This window comes from Solirubrum puertoriconensis (assembly GCF_001483135.1).
GTDB lineage: Bacteria > Bacteroidota > Bacteroidia > Cytophagales > Hymenobacteraceae > Solirubrum > Solirubrum puertoriconensis.
In genome coordinates, this window is sequence record NZ_LNAL01000008.1 from 1,444,074 (window position 1) to 1,460,389 (window position 16,316).

A 16,316-nucleotide genomic window follows, 5' to 3' on the forward strand; every position below is an offset into this window, starting at 1 on the left:
AGGTGGGATGAAGCGGCTATGCCACAACGCTGGCGGCGGTGCTCACTCACCAGAGTACACCACCAGCCAGCGTCGGGCATAAACACTCGTCAGGTTGATAATCAGTAATCTGGCAGCGGCACGCAAACAAGCCGAAGCATTTTTCTGCGCACACGATGCCGGGAACGTTGCCGGCTGCCCTAGGTATTGCACCCTTCATGCACCAACAAAAGGCGCTACCCGCAAACGCAAACCCCGCGGCCTCGCTGCTAAGTCATAGCAACGGGGCCGCGGGGTTCTTGGGCTAATGTAAACCTAGGCGCTGGCCTGGTTCAGCTGGCGCAAATCCTGGCCGCTCAGCTCGAGGTGCATCGAGTTGAGCAAATCCTGCACTTGCTCGGAGCTGGTGGCGCTGGCAATGGGGGCGGTGAGGCCAGGTTGGGCCATAATCCAAGCCAAAGCAACCTGGGCCGGCGTAGCACCTAGGCGGCCCGATATTTCATCAAGGGCACTTAAAATCCGCAAGCCGTGCTCGTTGAGGTACTTGGCACCTACGCCACCGCCGCGGGCGCTCTTCTGCAAATCGGCCTCGGAGCGGTACTTGCCCGTAAGAAAACCCGCCGCCAAGCCGTAGTACGGAATCACGCCGATGCCGTGCTGCTGGCACACGGGCAGCAGGTGTGTTTCAAAATCGGCGCGGTCGTAGAGGTTGTAGAGGGGCTGCAGGCTTTCGTAGCGCGGCAAGCCGTGTTGCTCGCTGGCCTGCAAGGCTTCGGTTAGGCGCTCGGCCGAGAAGTTGGAGGCCCCGATGGCGCGCACCTTGCCCTCTTTGATAAGCTGGGCGTAGGCTTCGAGCGGCTCCGATACGGGCACCGTGGGGTCGTCTTTGTGCGACTGGTACAGGTCGATGTAATCCGTCTGCAGGCGCTTAAGCGAGCCTTCCACGGTGCGCAGAATGTAGTCTTTGGAGAGGCCTTTCTGATCGGGCGCTACTTCCCAGCCTACTTTGGTGGCAATCACGATATCGTCGCGGCGGCCGCGCTTTTTCAGCCAGTTGCCGATAATAGTTTCCGACTCGCCGCCGGTGTGGCCCGGCACCCACACCGAGTAGCCGTGGGCTGTATCGATGGCATTGCCGCCACCGTCAACAAAGGCATCGAGCACCCGGAAAGAGGTGGCCTCGTCGGCCGTCCAGCCAAATACGTTGGCGCCTAGTACCAGCGGCGCAATGGAGAGGCCCGAGTGGCCAAGTTCGCGTTGTTGCATAGTCGAATCAGGGGAAAATAAGTAGTACCAACCAGCCGGGTACCGTAAGGTTTAGGACACCTTAGGTCGGTGTGTTGCTAAGCCAGTGCTTACGCAAACCATTCAAGCGGGGGCAACAACTGCTTGGGTCTTGCCGTGTGCTGCGTACCTTCGGCTGTATGCCCCAGCCAAGCCTTCCTAACCTTTTGCGCAACCATTTTGCCAAGCACCAATTGCCGAAAACCTGTCGGCTGTGGCTGACCGCCGCGCTGCTGCTGGCTGCCGGTAGCACACAGGCCCAACAGGCACCTAGGGCTTCGCTTATCATCCGCAACGGGCGCGTGCTCGATGGCTCAGGTAATTCTTGGTTTCGGGGCGACGTGGCCGTGCACCAAGGGCGCATCGTAGCTGTGGGGCGCCTGCCGGCCAACTTCTCGGCCGATACCGTTATCGATGCCAAAGGCTTGGTTGTAGCGCCGGGGTTTATTGACGTGCACACCCACATCGAGGACGACGAGCTGCGCCAACCCACCGCCGATAACTTCATTTACGACGGCGTAACCACGGTTATCACTGGCAACTGCGGCTCCTCGCGCCCCGACCTAGGGCGCTACTTTCAGGTACTCGATAGCGCTAAGCTGGCGGTGAATGTGGCCTCGCTTATCGGCCACGGCGATGTGCGCAAGGCCGTGCTGGGCCGCGCCAAACGCCAGGCCACCGAGCCCGAGCTGCAGCAGATGGAGCAGCTGGTAGCCCGCGCGATGCAGGCCGGAGCCATGGGCCTATCAACGGGGCTGATTTACATACCCGGCACCTATACCCGCACGCCCGAGCTGATACGCTTGGCGCGGGTAGCCGGGCAGTACCGCGGCCTCTACGCCACACACATGCGCAACGAGGGCGACAGCGTGCTGCAAGCCATACAGGAGGCACTGCTGATTGGCCGCGAAGCCAGCCTACCCGTGCAGATTTCGCACCTGAAAATTGGCGGGCAGCAGAACTGGGGCCGCGCTCCGCAAGCCCTGGCACTGATCGAGCAGGCCCGGCAAGCCGGCCAGGAAGTTACCATCGACCAATACCCGTACACCGCCAGCTCTACCTCGCTCAGCACCATCATTCCCGACGATGTGCAGGCCGATGGCCGCGACTCGCTGCGCGCCCGGCTGCAGCGGCCCGCCGTACGCGCCGCCGTGGAGGCCGCGATGGTACGCCGCCTCCGGCAACGCGGCCTCAAGCACTACGACTACGCCGTGGTGGCCAGCTTTCCGCCGCAGCCCAGCTACCAGGGCTTGAGCATAGCCGAAGTAAACCAACGCCTAGGTCGCAAGCACAAAGCCGCCGCCGAAGCCGCCACCATTCTGGACTTGGTACTGCAGCACGACGCGGGCATGGTGTTCCATGGCATGAGCGAGCAGGATGTGCAGCAGATCATGCGCTACCCCTTCAACATGGTGGCCTCCGATGCCAGCGTACGGGTATGGCAGGAGGGGGCACCGCACCCCCGCGGCTACGGCTCCAACGCCCGCGTGCTAGGCCGCTACGTGCGCGAGCTGCGCGTCATCAGCCTCGAAGAAGCCGTGCGCCGCATGACGTCGTTGCCGGCGCAAACCTTTGGCCTCGCAGACCGCGGCCTGCTGCGCCCCGGCATGGCCGCCGATATTGTGGTGTTCGACCCCGCCACGGTGCAAGACCGCTCCACTTTTGAGCAGCCGCACCAGTACAGCACGGGCATGCAGTACGTGCTCGTGAATGGCGGCCTAACGGTGGTGCAAGGCAAGCACCTAGGCACCCGCGCCGGGCAGGTGCTCTACGGCCCCGGTAAGCATTAGCCCAATGTAGCGCGAAGTAGCGCGGACTTTGCAGTCCGCGTCCACAGGTAGTAAAATCAATCGTTGCCGGTGGCGCCGGTAGCGCGGCCTTCGGCGCGCGTTGGCGTGGACGAAATCGTCGGGAAGAAACTGCGCTGTACCACTCGTTCTGGCAAACGCGGGCTGAAGCCCACGCTACAGCGCATTAGCTTCCTAGGTCCAAAAACAGAAATTAGTATCTGTGGACGCGGACTACAAAGTCCGCGCTACTGCTGACCGCGCTCCAGCACGCGGTAGCTGTGCGGCGGCACGGGCAGCGTCACCTCAGGCGCAATGCTGTAGGCCTGATCCACGAACACATCCTGGTATTCGCCTACCCATTCCCTAGGTATGGGCAGCTCCTCCAGCTGGTTGCCCATGTTCACAGCTACCAGCACCGCGTTTTCGCCTTTGTGCCGCACAAAGGCGTATACCGAAGCCGGCGAGGTGAGGCGCGTAAACTGCCCGCACGGGTCGCCGTTGGCAAGGGCCGGGTTGCGCTTTTTCAGCTGCAGCAAACGGGTGTAAAAATCCTGCAGCGGGTAGCTGCCCCACTCAATTGGGTCTTTGTCGAAGAACTTCAGGCGCTTTTTCAGGGCCGACTCCTGTCCGCTGTACACCATGGGGATGCCCGGCAACAAACCCGTGAGCACGGCCTGCGGCACGGCGTTTTCACCTAGGCGCTCGTACTCCGTGCCGTCCCAGCTGTTGATGTCGTGGGAGGTGGTGAAGTTCATGAGGTAGGCACTGGCCGGGTATTTGGCGCGCTCGGCTTTCAGGTACGCATCGATGGCGGCAACGGGCTGCTGGCCGCGGGCTACGCTATCGAGCAGGTAGCGCAGGCGCAGCGCATACGTGGCATCAAAAGCCTTTTCGAGCATGCGGGTGTTCGGGTCGAACTCGCCTGGCTTCAGGAACGGCGGGTTGTGCAGCTCGTCCCACTCGGCCAGCATAAATACCGGCTTCATCTTTTCGAGTTCCTGGCGCGTGGTATTCCAGAACTCCATCGGCACCAGTCCCGCTACGTCGCACCGGAAGCCATCCACGTCGGCCTCGCGCACCCAGTAGGCCATGCTTTCCGTCATGTACTGGCGCAGCTCGGGCTTGCTGAAATCGAGGTCGATTACGTCCTGCCAATCGGCTACGGGTGGCACAGGTTGGCCTTGGCCGTTGCGCGTAAACCAGTCGGGGTGTTCCTTGGCAAGTCTGCTGTCCCAGGAAGTGTGGTTGGCAACCCAATCGAGGATTACGTGCATACCGCGCTTATGCGCTTCCTGCACCAAGTGGCGCAGGTCGTCGAGGGTGCCCATTTCGGGGTTGACAGCGCGGTAGTCTTGCACCGAGTAGTAGCTGCCCAGGGCGCCCTTGCGCTTCTCTTGCCCAATGGGGTGCACGGGCATCAGCCACAAAATGCCCACGCCCATTTTTTCGAGGCGGGGCAAGTGTTTTTCGAATGCCTTAAACGTGCCCTCCGGCGTGTATTGCCGGATGTTTACCTCGTAGATGCTGGCTTGGCGGGCCCACTCGGGGTGCTTAATGGTGTACTGCGGCGGGGTAGGAGCGCAGTCGTTTTGGGCGGTGGTTTCGGTTTGGCGCTGTTGGCAGGCGTTTAGCAAAGCTGCCGACATAAGCCCCATAGAAAGAACGGTGGATAGACGCATGGCCTAAACATACGCGGTTGAGCTTGTTGTTGCGCCTCCACGAGCCCGCAGCACACGTTGCCCCGCATGCGCGGCAACGTTGGGCAGTGTACCTTTAATAGGATCGGCTGCAAGCCTTACTGCGGGCCGCTCGCGCATTTATCTGTTTGCTTATGAAATACTTGTACTGGCTGTTGGCCGGAACGCTTCTGCTGACGGTGGTTATGTGGGCGCTGGTGCCGGCACCCGGGCCAGTTGCTGCGGCCACGCTGGGCGGCCAAGTAGTGGAGTTTTTTGCCTTGCTGCTCGACCCAACGGGTTTTCCGGCGAGGTGGCGTTGCGGCCGCTGGACGGACTTCCACGGCTGGCTTTACATCGCGTCCGACCTGCTGATCTGGGCAGCCTATTTCACCATTCCGTTTCTGCTGATCAGCTTTGTGCGGCAGCGGCGCGACATTCCGTTCGACCGTCTGTTCTGGGCCTTCGGGTTGTTCATTTTCGCCTGCGGCGCCACGCACCTCATCGACGCCATAATTTTTTGGGTGCCACTCTACCGCCTCAGCGGCTTGGTGCGGCTGCTTACGGCCGTTGCCTCGTGGGGCACAGTGTGGGCCTTGGTGCTCGTGCTACCTAGGGCGCTGCTGCTGAAAACGCCCACCGAACTGGAGCAGGTAGTACAGGCCCGCACCGCCGAGCTGGGCGCCGCCAACGAGCAGCTACGCCAACGCGAAACTGAGTTCAGCACCATGGCCAACGCCATTCCGCAGCTGGCCTGGATGGCCGAGCCCAACGGCGACATTCGTTGGTACAACCAGCGCTGGTACGACTACACCGGCACCACCTTCGAGCAGATGAGCGGTTGGGAGTGGCAGCAAGTGCACCACCCCGAGCACCTAGGGCACGTGCTCGAAAGCTGGCGGCGCCACCTGGCCGCAGGCGAACCGTGGGAAGACACCTTTCCGCTGCGCCGCCACGACGGAGTATTCCGGTGGTTTTTGTCGCGCGCGGTGCCCATCCGCGACGAGCACAACCGCATTGTGCGCTGGTTTGGCACCAATACCGACGTAACCGACATGCGCGAACTGCAGGAGCAGGTGCAGCGCAGCGAAACCCAGTACCGCGTGCTGATGGAAAGCATTCCGCAGCTGGTGTGGGCCGCCGACGGCGACGGGCACCTCACATACTGCGACGGCCGCACCACCGACTACACCGGCCTAGCGCCGGGGCAGCTGTGCGGCCACCCTTGGCTCGCCTTACTTCACCCCGACGACCAAGCCCCTGCCCAAACGCAGTGGCAGCAGGCGCGGCTAAGCAGCAACTTGCTGGAGGGCGAATACCGCATGCGGCGGCACACCGGCGAGTACCGCTGGTTTTTGGTGCAGGCCCGCCGGCTAAGCAGCTCGTTGGCCAGTGGCGAGGCCCAATGGTTTGGTACCTGCACCGATGTGCACGAGCAGCACACCCTCCGCGAAGCCCTGCAGGTGCAGAATACGGAGCTGGCCCGCACCAACCGCGAGCTTGACACCTTTGTGTACGCTGCCTCGCACGACCTCAAGCAGCCCGTGCACAACCTAATGGGCCTTTTTGCCGAGCTGAAGCGCACCGCCACCTTTGCCGACCCCGAAGCCGAACGCATGCAAGGCATGGTAACCGATGCCATGGAGCAGTTGCTGGGTACCATTCAGGCCTTGGCCGAGGTGGTGCGCGTGCAGCGCCACGCCGAGCATTTGCCACCCGAACCCGTGCAGCTGCAGCCCTTGGTAGAGGAAGTAATCCGGACAGTACAGGACCTAGGCACAACGCCACCCACGTGGCAGCTCGATTTCTCGGCGCTGTCGGCCGTGGTGTTTGTGCGCGCCAACCTGCGCTCGGTGCTCTACAACCTGCTCAGCAACGCCGTAAGGTACGCCGACCCCAACCGGCCCGCGATTATTGTGGTGCGTACCGAGTTGGAGAACGGAGTACCCGTATTGGTGGTGCAGGACAACGGTTTGGGCATTGATCTGGCGCGGCACGGGCACGAAATGTTCCACTTGTTTCGCCGCTTCCACGACCATGTACCCGGCACCGGGGTAGGCTTGTATCTGGTGCAGCGCTTGGTGGAGCAAGCTGGCGGACGACTGGAGGTGCAAAGCCAGGTAGGCGTCGGAACTACGTTCAGGGTATACCTACACGCGGAATAAAGCAGCGCCCCAGGCCGCTGTTGGGCCCCGGAACTAGGTTGGCATCACTCAGCAAATTCAGGAAGCGCTGTGGCGAAAGACACTTGCGGCAACGCACCACTTCTTCCTCCATCAGGGCTATGTGAGCGGCAGGTCCGCCACAGGCGGTGGCACCTTGGCGTAGGAACAGCCAAGCCAGCTTAGTCAACGTGGTTCGCGCTCCGGGTGGCTGAGACGTTAGATGCTGAATTACGGAGCGAGCAATATATGACGCCCAAAAAGCGAGGTGGTTATCATCTGATTAACAGTTTGTTGCAGGCGCTTTCTGGCGATACAGTGCGCAGGCGGATTATCAACAAGGCGCTGAAGTACGTAGTTGTACGCCGAAGTCCGTTTTAATCCCTGCGCCATGCAGGTGCCCTCAGGCAGGGCAAGTTCATGCCCATTCGCTATGCTGCTCGAAACCAAGTTGCCGATACGCTACATCTTTAGGCGCATCATGCCCGATGTGCTGCGGGTGTTGTTTATTTCCCTTGCATTTCAGCTGATCAAGGAGGTATTCGGGTCTTACCTGCCGCCCGTACCGCTGCAGCTGCCAACCATTCTGGGTAGCTCAATTTCGTTGCTGCTGGCGTTTAAAATCAGCCAATCGTACGACCGGTGGTGGGAGGCCCGCCGCATTTGGGGCGCCATCGTAAACGATTCCCGCTCACTGGTGCTGCAGCTCAGCAGCTTTCTGAAACCCGAAGCCCAGGTGCCAGGCCCCGATCAGCGCACACCGGTGCAGGCTGTGACCTACCGCCAAATCGCCTGGGCCTATTGCTTGGGCCAATCGTTGCGCGGCCTCGATCCGCTCGATGGCATACAGAGCCTGCTTACCGACCATGAGTTGGCCTACACCAAGACGCATAACAACAAGCCCTTGGCAATAATGGCGTTGCACGTGCAGCAACTGCGCGACCTGGCTAACCAACAGTTTCTCAATTCCTTTCAGCAAATTCAGCTCGATGCCACCTTGGTACGCCTCACGGAATCGATGGGCGCCGCTGAGCGCATCAAAAGCACCATCTTCCCAACGAGCTACCGCCTGATGGTGTACTTCTTTATTTACTTGTTTCTATTTACGTTGTCCCTAGGTCTGGTAGAAACCATTGGGCTGTGGGAGGTGCCGGTGCTGCTGCTCACGGCCTCCACGTACTTTTTGCTCGAGCGCACCGCCCGCTACCTGCAGGACCCCTTCAACAACAAGCCCACCGACACCCCCGTGACGGCCATTGCGCGCAACATCGAAATAAACCTGCGCCAGCTGCTCCACGAAACCGATGTGCCCAAACCATACCCGCCCGGCCCGTACTACCTGATGTAGTGCGCAACCCTAGGGCAGCGTACCCAACGGGTTCCTGCGCTACAGTTGCCCTAATGAAACTTGCGCAGTCGCTTTTTGCTGAGCTCGTAGCTGATGATGGCCGGTACGTAGAACGTAACATCGGCCAGCAGCTTGGCCAGCAATATGCCGCCCGAAAGGCTGCCCATCATGGCCGGTAGTGCGTACATCAGCGCGGGCCGAATCACGAAGCTGTCGGCCAGCTCGGCCACGCCAAACTCCACAAACAGCGCCCGCAGGTTTTTCAGGAAAGTACGCCCGGTGTAGGCTTTGCCGTGGGCGTGGCGGGTGCGGCGGGCGTGCAGCACATCAATCAGCAAAATATAGCCGAAGTAGGCCACGTTGCCGCCCCAGGTGCCGGCTAGCGCAGTAGTAAGGCGGTTGCCGATAGCCCAGTGCGCCCAGGCCGCGCACACCAGCGTAGCCACCACCGAAAGCACCTCGGCGGGCAGATAGCGGCGCAGCCATTCCTTTACTTTCTGTTTCATGCCGACAGTGGGCAGGCTGTTGCTGTTTCTGATGATGGTATTGGGCGAGCGAGGTAGCGTGGGCTTTAGCCCGCGTTTGCCTGCACGAATACTGCCGAACGATGTCGTAACAAAGTAAGTCGTTCGAGAAAATGCGGGCTAAAGCCCAAGCTACAGCCAAGCAAGCAGCCCCGCCTTAGGTACGTATCCGAGGGCGGGGCTGCTGAATTGCTGGGAGCTGGGTAAGCGGTTAGCGCATGACCAAAATGCGCTGGCGCTGACCTTGAGCTTCGAAGTAGTACACGCCAGCCGGTACTTGCTGCTTCTGGTCGTTTTGGGTGTCCCAGCGCAGCGTACGCTCGCCGGGCTTGGTACCATCAGCAAAGAGGGTGCGCACCACTTGGCCGGCAGCGTTGCGTACCTGCACCGCATATTGGCCGGGTGTGTGTACTTGGTACTGCACCTCGGTGCCGCTGTTGGTGCTGCGGTCGGCCACGGCACCTAGGGTAAAGGCCACGGGCGAGCGGTCGGGCTGGGCGGTTTCGGTGGGCAGCAGGCGCACACCGCGCAGGGCCAACTCCACGTTCTGGCCGCGCTGTTGCAGCGTGTTGATACGCAGCGTGCGCGTGGCGGCATCGTACTGCCACGCCGACGAGGCCAACGGTTGCCCGTTCAGCGTAGCCGCGGTGGGCGCGGCAGCTACCCTAGGTATCCACCACTGCACGGTGCGGCGGGCAGGTTCGTTGGGGTAACCTTTGCCGGGGTACAGCTCGGTGCCTAGCGTCAGCTGCAGTTCGGTGCCGGTGTTGTTGGCGCGCAAGGCCCAGCGGCGGTACTGCTCGGCAGCCAGGGCTTGGGCGTTTTTGCCGTCGTCTTCATACAGTTTGCTTTCCGAGTATTTAACGCCGGGAGCGGCGTAGTAGCGCACGTACAGCGTATCGGTGGGGGCTTGCGTGGTGTTGGGCCCCACTTGCGCCATGGGCAGCAGCGCCCCAGCTCGCACCAACAGCGGAATATCACCTAGGGGCGCCGAGGCACCGATGGTTTGGCCGCCGCGCACCGGCGTGCCGGTGTGGTAATCGGCCCAGGTGCCGGTGGGCAGCACTACGTTGCGGCGGCGCTGGCCGGGCTGCGTTACGGGCGCCACCAGCAAATCGCGGCCCAGCAGGTACTGGTCGTTGAGGTTGGCGAGGCGTTCGTCGGTAGGGTGCTCGTAGTTCATGGGGCGGGCCAGCGGCGCACCCGTAATGGTGTTGTCGTGGGCGAGGGTGTAGAGGTAGGGCAGCAGCGAGTAGCGCAGGCGCACGTAGCGGCGCACAATGCTTTGGTAGGGCTCGGGGTAGTAAACGGGCTCGGGCGGAACGCCTTCGCCGTGCGGCCGCAAAATGGGCGACAAGGCCGAGTGCTGCAGCCAGCGCGTGTACAGCTCGGCATCGTAGGGGCCTACGCAAAAGCCGCCCGCATCGGAGTGCATGTAGCCCACACCCGAAAGGCCCATGCCTAGCATAATGGGCACCTGCGCCTGGTACCCGCTCCACGAGCGGTTAATATCGCCCGACCACGGGAATACGCTGTGGCGCTGCATGCCCGCCCAGCCCGAGCGGGCCAGCAAAAACAGCCGCTCGTTGGGGTACTTGGCGTAATGGTTTTCGCTTAGGATAGAAGCCCAAGCCTGCCCGTACGCGTTATGAATCTGGCGGGTAGTGCCGCCGTCGTACACCATGTCGAAGGGCTGGTTTTCCGGCTCGCCCAGGTCGAACCACCAGCCGCCCACGCCGTCGCGCTTCAGGCGGTCGTACTGCTCCCACATCCACTGGCGCGTGGCCGGCCGAAACATATCGAGCAGCGTAGCCGGCCCGGCCCAAAACGACTCCACCGTGTACGGCTGGCCTTTCTGGTCGCGGCCCACCAGGCCCCGGCTGCGCACCAGCGCGTCGTTGCGGGAGGTGCGCATTACGTAGGGTTCCGAAATCAGGATGGTTTTGACGCCCGCCGAGTCGAGGCGGCGCATCATGCGCATGGGGTTCGGGAAGTTGGGCGCATCCCAGGCAAAATCGCCCTGCCGCTTGGTGCCGCCAAACCAGTACAAGTCGAGCACCACGCCGTCGATGGGAAAGCCTCCGGCGCGCATCTTGCGCGCAATACCTTCGGTTTCGGCCTCGGTGCGGTAGCCAAAGCGGCTCTGAATCAGGCCCAACGCCCAGCGGGGCGGCAGCGGCTGCGTGCCCGTGAGGGTGGTGTAGGCTTCGAGTACTTGCTGAAAGGGCTGCGATTCTACATCGGCCGAGCCCTGGTTGGGGCGCGGGGCTTCGCCTACCAGCAGGTAATACGTCAGGTTTTCGAGGCCTTCGCCGTCGTAGCGGAGCACGTTGGGCTCGGTGGCGCCTAGGTCGAAAGTGCCGGGAGCGTGGTTGTCGAAGAACAGGCCATACCCGCGCGACGACAGCACCACCGGCAGGTTGGTATTCAGCTGCGGGTCGCCGTTTTGGTAAGCGTAGTGCGCCACGTTGTAAAGCGTGAGCTTGCGGCCGCGCCGATCGACGGGCAAAGCGCGCGAACCAGTGCCGTAAAGGTGCTCGGTGGGGTTGAGGCGGAAGCTTACGCCCGCGCCGCCGGTGGCCGTAGCAAAGTTGGCTTGGCGCGTGTACAGCCCACCGGCATCGGCCAAGAGCGTATCGGCGCCGCGCATAAAGCTGATGCGCAACGGGCTCTTCTGCACCAATACCTCAAGCAAGCCACCTAGGGGTTGCGGGTTCACGCGCAGCGAAGCGGCCGATTGCTGCAGTTTGGGCTGCTGCGTAATGGCTTGGCCGCGGCCGGGCGCCGAGCTAAACGCCGTGATGGGCCGCTGCAAGCGCAGGCTTATCGAGGAGTCGCGGGGTGCGGGCGAGCCGCTGGGGTAAAAATCGACGCGGTAGGCCTCGCCGCTGAAGCCGGCCCCGGGTGCAAACCACGGCTGCACGCGCACGGTGGCGCCGGTAGTGGTGCGGATGGTGAGCACCTTGCCCTGCAGGGCGTGGCTCTGGTAGTTACCAATGCTGCTAACGGGCGCTTCGGGCCGCTGAAACGGGTCGTCGGCGGGCGGGCCGCCACCTTCGCGTTGGGCCACGGCAGCGGTGGCGGCTGACAAAAACAGCAAGGGCAACAGGCGGCGGAAATGCGCAGGCATTGGCAGAGCAGGAATACTTGAGCTAGCAAAATACGCGTTCGGGCCGCATTGGGCAGAACGGCGCGCAAAAAGCCTTGGAGCAGTACTTGATGATGGGGCGGCGCCTAGGTACAGGTGCTGGTGCGTAACCACAACAGTAACAACGATAAAGCTGGCCCCGCGTACGCCCTAGGTACGTTCCGCAACTAACCTAAGCCAGCCGTCATGCAAGCATCCGGAAGTGAAAATACTCCGCAACTAAACGCCACCGTGCAAGCCCTGCAATCGGCCGACTTGCTGCAGCAAGGCCCGCAAGCCCAGCAATACATCCGCGAATGGGCCCAGGCCCTGCGCCGCTCTACCAACACGCAGCTCTCCGATATTGCCTCCGAGCTCGATCGGCTCAACGACCTGCTGCAAACCGCCTCGCCCGATAAAGACCGCGTGCGCCAATCGTTGCAAACCCTGGCCGAGTACACCGAGCGTGCCGCCGAAAGCATCGGCGCTTCGAGCGGCGACATGCAGCAGCTCAGCCATGCACTTAATGGAGCGGCCAACCAGTTGCGGTAGCAGCACCTAGGGATTTTGGTATACGGAGCTGGTGTTCCGGTAGACTAAGGGTAATATTAAGCCGAATATATATTATTCGGCTGGGGCAACCGTGCGCCATCGGCAAGCATCTGCCCAGCTGCAAGTGCGCTTCAGCGCTTGCAAAGCAGCTTACATACTTAGTCCTACTTATCACCACCACCGTGAAAAAACGTTTCCGCCTATTCTCCTTTGTAATCAGTGGCGCTTTTGCTCTGTTGCTGAGCAGCCCTGCCGCCGCGCAAACACAAGCACCTGCCGACAGCGTTGATATGCTGGTAAAACAGGCCATGCAGCAATTGCGCATACCTGGCTTGCAGCTGGCCGTGGTGCGCCACGGGCAAGTGGTGAAGTTGGGCAACTACGGCCTGAGCAACGTGCAGGACTCGGTGCCGGTAACCAGGCAAACGCGCTTTTTCCTGAACTCTATCACCAAAGCCTTTGTGGGCGTGGCTGTAATGCAACTGGTAGAGGCCGGTAAGCTCGATGTAGCCGCGCCGGTTGGCCGCTACCTGCCCGAGCTGCCCGCCGCTTGGCACCCCGTTACGGTGCGGCAGCTGCTTACGCATACCTCCGGCCTGCCCGACATCATGCCCGAGGATGCGATGGTCACCGAAAACAACGAAAAGGCCGCCTGGGCGCAGGTGCAAACCCAACCGCTCGACTTCCCGGCCGGCCAGCAATTTGCCTACAACCAAACCAACTACCTGCTCCTGGGTAAGCTCATCGATAAGCTCAGCGGGCAGCCCTTTGCGCAGTTTATCCGGCAGCGCCAGCTCGAGGTAGTGGGCATGCCCCGCACCACCGCCGGCGACGCCCACGACGTGCTGCCCCGCATGGCCCGAGGCTACACCTACACGCAGTACATTGATGGGCAGGTGCGCCGTGGCAAGCAGATGCGCAATTTGTTCGAGGTATTCCCGCCCTCGCTGCGCACGGCTGCGGGCATGAGCTCCACAGCCGAGGAAATGGCCCGCTGGGTAATTGCCCTGCAACAAGGCAAGCTGCTGCAACCCGCCAGCATCACCACCCTCTGGACGCCTGGCCGCCTCAACGACGGTACGCAGCGCAGCTTCGGCGGCAAGCTCACCGGCTACGCCCTAGGTTGGCCCACGGTTGACAGGCCCGAGCACCCGGCCGTGGCGCCCGTTGGGGGCGGCCGCTCGGCCGTGTTCGTGTACCCCCACGACGACCTCGCCATTGTTGTGCTCACCAACCTGCAAGGCGCCAGCCCCGAGCGGTTCGTCGACGAGCTGGCAGCCTGCTACATTCCCGATATGCGCGCGGCCGATGGCTTTGGCTTGCCGCCCGTGGTGCGCGCCCTGCACCGCACGTTGCGCCAGCGCGGTTTCCAGCACGCCGAGGCCGAGGTGCGCAAAGCCAAGCGCCAAAACCCCAATTACCAGCTAACCGAAGCCGACGTGAATGCCTGGGGCTATATCCTGATGCAGCAAGGGCAAATGGCCAACGCCCTGTCCGTGTTTCAGTTGAACGTGCGTTTGTACCCCAACAGCGCCAACACCTACGACAGCCTGGCCGAAGCCTACGCCGAGATGGGCAACAAGAAGCTGGCAACCCAGAACTACGCCCGGGCTTTGCAGTTGAACCCGCAAAACAAGACGGCCGCTGAGTACCTGAAAAACTAAGGCAGCATAACGTGACCTCCAGGAAGTAAAAAAGCCTCGCCTACAACCGGTGAGGCTTTTTTACTTCCTGAAGGTATTCCTGGCGCGAGCCGTAGCGCTTTCAGCGCGCGACTCGTGCCTTTTGATGGCGGGGAGTTCCCGGACTCCCGTACCGCGCAGGTGCCCAAGTAGCATCGTTCAACGCCCGGGAGTCCGGAGACTCCCACCCATGCGGCGGCGCGAGTCGCGCGCTGAAAGCGCTACGGCTCGCGCCAGGGTTGCTTAGAACAAAAGCGTCATGTCGAGTTTAAAGCAAAACATCTCGCGTCTTGGCGCTGGAAAGTAAATAGACTATCTGTCGAGATGCTTAGCTGCGCTGACCTTCGGTTCGGCTGGCGCCTCTGCACAAAGACCTGAGGAAAAGCAGACAAGCTGGCTAATACCCCGCCGCCGTATCGTCGCCGCGTGGGTCGGCGCCGCCTACCAGGGTACCATCATGGCGCCGCTCAATCATATCGATGCGGCCCCAGGGGCTGCGTGGGTTTAGTTTGTAGCCGCGGCGCTCCAGCTCGGTGCGGGCAGCGGGGGAGAGGGCGCCTTCTTCCACGTCGATGTGGTCGGGGAGCCACTGGTGGTGCAGGCGGGGCGCCGCCACGGCCTGTTGCGGATCGAAGCCGTATTCGAGCACATTGAGCGTAGCCTGCAGCACGGAGGTGATGATGGTACTGCCGCCGGGGGTGCCTACTACTAAGCACACCTGGCCTTTTTCGGTAACGATAGTGGGCGTCATGGACGAAAGCATGCGCTTGCCGGGCCCGATTGCGTTGGCCGTGCCGCCAATTACCCCATACATATTTGGTACGCCGGCCTTCACCGAAAAATCGTCCATTTCGTTGTTCAGCAGAAAGCCCGCGCCTTGCACCACTACCAGCGAGCCGTAGCCGCCGTTAAGCGTGGTGGTGCAGCTTACCGCGTTGCCCTGCGCATCTACAATGCTGTAATGGGTCGTCTGGTCCGACTCGTAGCCGGGTAGCCCTGTACCGGCCGTTACCTGCGCCGAGGGCGTGGCCACGCTGGTTGGCGCAACGCCCTGCATACGCTGCTTAAGGTATTTGGCATCGAGTAGCTGCGCCACGGGTACCTGGCCGAAATCTGGGTCGCCGAGGTAAGTGGCGCGGTCGGCGTACACGCGGCGCTCGGCCTCGGTAATAAGGTGTACACCTGCGGCGGAGTGCCAACCTAGGCGGCCGAGGTTATACGGCTCCAGCATCTGCAGCATCTGGAGCAAGGCCACGCCCCCCGACGAGGGCGGCGGCATGCTGATGATGTCGTACTGGCGGTAGCGGCCGCGCACGGGCTCGCGCCATGCGGGTTGGTATTGGTCGAGGTCGGCCTGGCTGATGATGCCTCCGCCGCGCTGCATTTCGGCCAGCAACAGGCGGGCGGTTTCGCCCTGGTAAAAGCCCGCGCGGCCGTTTTGCTGAATCCGACCTAAGGCCGCTGCCAGCTCAGGATACTTGATAACGTCGCCGGGTTGCCATGGGCGGCCTTCGGGGTGGACATAGGTCGGCACATGCTTATTAACACTTAGCATATGCGGCCGAACCGAGTTGAGCCCCGCTGCTTCCTTAGACGTTAGCTGCAAGCCTTGGGCAGCCAGCTCGGCGGCGGGGCGCACCAAATCGGCCCACGGCAACTTACCCAGTTTCTGATGCAACGCTACCATACCCGCCACCGTGCCGGGCACGCCGGCGGCCAAGTGGCCCCGCGTGCTCAGGCCGGCGCGCACGTTTCCTTGGGCATCGAGGTACATATCGCGCGTGGCTGCCAGCGGCGCTTTTTCGCGAAAATCAAGCGCGCCCACCGAGCCATCGGCGGCGCGGTACACCACAAAGCCGCCGCCGCCAATATTGCCCGCCACAGGCAGCGCCACGGCCAAAGCAAACTGCACCGCCACAGCTGCGTCGTAAGCGTTGCCGCCTTGCCGCAGTACCTCCAGGCCAATGCGCGTAGCCTCGGGGTGCGCCGATACCACCATGGCCTGGCGGGCCGTAACGGGCGCCGCAGCCCTAGGTGCCGGCAGGGCAGTAGCAGCGGCGGAGGCAGTGTTGGCAGCCGGTTGGCGTTGGCAAGCGGGCGAGCCAACCAGCACAGCGGCCAGGCCCAGAGCAAGTAAGGAGCGGTGGAGCATGCAGCTAAATTACGTTTGTTGGTGTTTTTGCTACTGATTC

At 62.2% G+C, this 16,316-nt stretch carries 11 protein-coding genes; 5 read left to right on the forward strand and 6 right to left on the reverse strand.

Annotation, left to right across the window (positions count from 1 at the left end):
- Positions 1–294: 294 nt before the first annotated feature.
- Positions 295–1,245: an aldo/keto reductase gene (locus ASU33_RS20475; RefSeq protein WP_059072648.1), complete on the reverse strand. Its 951-nt coding sequence runs from the start codon at positions 1,243–1,245 to the stop codon at positions 295–297.
- A 185-nt stretch (positions 1,246–1,430) separates the two neighbouring features.
- Between ASU33_RS20475 and ASU33_RS20480 the strand changes: the two genes are divergently transcribed.
- Positions 1,431–3,053, forward strand: coding sequence for an N-acyl-D-amino-acid deacylase family protein (locus ASU33_RS20480; RefSeq protein ID WP_216818579.1), 1,623 nt, complete (start codon positions 1,431–1,433; stop codon positions 3,051–3,053).
- A 245-nt stretch (positions 3,054–3,298) separates the two neighbouring features.
- Here the strand turns inward: ASU33_RS20480 and ASU33_RS20485 are convergent, their stop codons facing one another.
- Positions 3,299–4,699 carry an alpha-amylase family glycosyl hydrolase gene (locus ASU33_RS20485; protein ID WP_059072649.1) on the reverse strand — a complete coding sequence of 467 codons (1,401 nt, stop codon included), beginning with the start codon at positions 4,697–4,699 and terminating at the stop codon, positions 3,299–3,301.
- Positions 4,700–4,884: 185 nt separating this feature from the next.
- Here ASU33_RS20485 and ASU33_RS20490 point away from each other — a divergent pair, with 185 nt between their 5' ends.
- Entirely contained in the window at positions 4,885–6,894 is a 2,010-nt protein-coding gene (locus ASU33_RS20490; RefSeq protein WP_059072650.1) for a sensor histidine kinase, read from the forward strand.
- Here ASU33_RS20490 and ASU33_RS21970 read toward each other — a convergent pair.
- Positions 6,869–7,081 (reverse strand): chromate transporter, encoded by a 213-nt coding sequence (locus tag ASU33_RS21970; protein WP_216818580.1) that lies wholly within the window; start codon positions 7,079–7,081, stop codon positions 6,869–6,871. The genes ASU33_RS20490 and ASU33_RS21970 overlap by 26 nt on opposite strands.
- 243 nt (positions 7,082–7,324) lie before the next feature.
- Between ASU33_RS21970 and ASU33_RS20495 the strand changes: the two genes are divergently transcribed.
- Complete coding sequence (locus ASU33_RS20495) at positions 7,325–8,239, forward strand: bestrophin family protein (RefSeq protein WP_059072651.1); 915 nt, start codon at positions 7,325–7,327, stop codon at positions 8,237–8,239.
- A gap of 50 nt (positions 8,240–8,289) precedes the next feature.
- On the opposite strand, the gene ASU33_RS20500 is transcribed toward ASU33_RS20495, so the two are convergent.
- Both ASU33_RS20500 and ASU33_RS20505 read right to left on the reverse strand, forming a co-directional pair.
- A complete protein-coding gene (locus ASU33_RS20500) occupies positions 8,290–8,745 on the reverse strand; it encodes a hypothetical protein (RefSeq protein ID WP_059072652.1) in 456 nt (151 codons plus the stop codon).
- Between the two features lie 229 nt (positions 8,746–8,974).
- A complete protein-coding gene (locus ASU33_RS20505) occupies positions 8,975–11,893 on the reverse strand; it encodes a TIM-barrel domain-containing protein (RefSeq protein WP_059072653.1) in 2,919 nt (972 codons plus the stop codon).
- 204 nt (positions 11,894–12,097) lie between these two features.
- Here ASU33_RS20505 and ASU33_RS20510 point away from each other — a divergent pair, with 204 nt between their 5' ends.
- Both ASU33_RS20510 and ASU33_RS20515 read left to right on the forward strand, forming a co-directional pair.
- Positions 12,098–12,442, forward strand: coding sequence for a hypothetical protein (locus ASU33_RS20510; RefSeq protein WP_059072654.1), 345 nt, complete (start codon positions 12,098–12,100; stop codon positions 12,440–12,442).
- Between the two features lie 182 nt (positions 12,443–12,624).
- On the forward strand, positions 12,625–14,106 hold the full coding sequence (locus ASU33_RS20515; RefSeq protein WP_286130702.1) for a serine hydrolase: 1,482 nt from the start codon (positions 12,625–12,627) through the stop codon (positions 14,104–14,106).
- 415 nt (positions 14,107–14,521) lie between these two features.
- On the opposite strand, the gene ggt is transcribed toward ASU33_RS20515, so the two are convergent.
- Positions 14,522–16,276, reverse strand: coding sequence for a gamma-glutamyltransferase (ggt, locus tag ASU33_RS20520; protein ID WP_078063291.1), 1,755 nt, complete (start codon positions 16,274–16,276; stop codon positions 14,522–14,524).
- Positions 16,277–16,316: the final 40 nt, after the last annotated feature.

What these genes read in the sequence shown, in the direction of transcription:
- ASU33_RS20475 (WP_059072648.1), bottom strand. Translation starts at nt 1,245, where the DNA reads ATGCAACAACGCGAACTTGGCCACTCGGGCCTCTCCATTGCGCCGCTG.
- ASU33_RS20485 (WP_059072649.1), bottom strand. Translation starts at nt 4,699, where the DNA reads ATGTCGGCAGCTTTGCTAAACGCCTGCCAACAGCGCCAAACCGAAACC.
- ASU33_RS20490 (WP_059072650.1), top strand. Translation starts at nt 4,885, where the DNA reads ATGAAATACTTGTACTGGCTGTTGGCCGGAACGCTTCTGCTGACGGTG.
- ASU33_RS20495 (WP_059072651.1), top strand. Translation starts at nt 7,325, where the DNA reads ATGCTGCTCGAAACCAAGTTGCCGATACGCTACATCTTTAGGCGCATC.
- ASU33_RS20500 (WP_059072652.1), bottom strand. Translation starts at nt 8,745, where the DNA reads ATGAAACAGAAAGTAAAGGAATGGCTGCGCCGCTATCTGCCCGCCGAG.
- ASU33_RS20505 (WP_059072653.1), bottom strand. Translation starts at nt 11,893, where the DNA reads ATGCCTGCGCATTTCCGCCGCCTGTTGCCCTTGCTGTTTTTGTCAGCC.
- ASU33_RS20510 (WP_059072654.1), top strand. Translation starts at nt 12,098, where the DNA reads ATGCAAGCATCCGGAAGTGAAAATACTCCGCAACTAAACGCCACCGTG.
- ggt (WP_078063291.1), bottom strand. Translation starts at nt 16,276, where the DNA reads ATGCTCCACCGCTCCTTACTTGCTCTGGGCCTGGCCGCTGTGCTGGTT.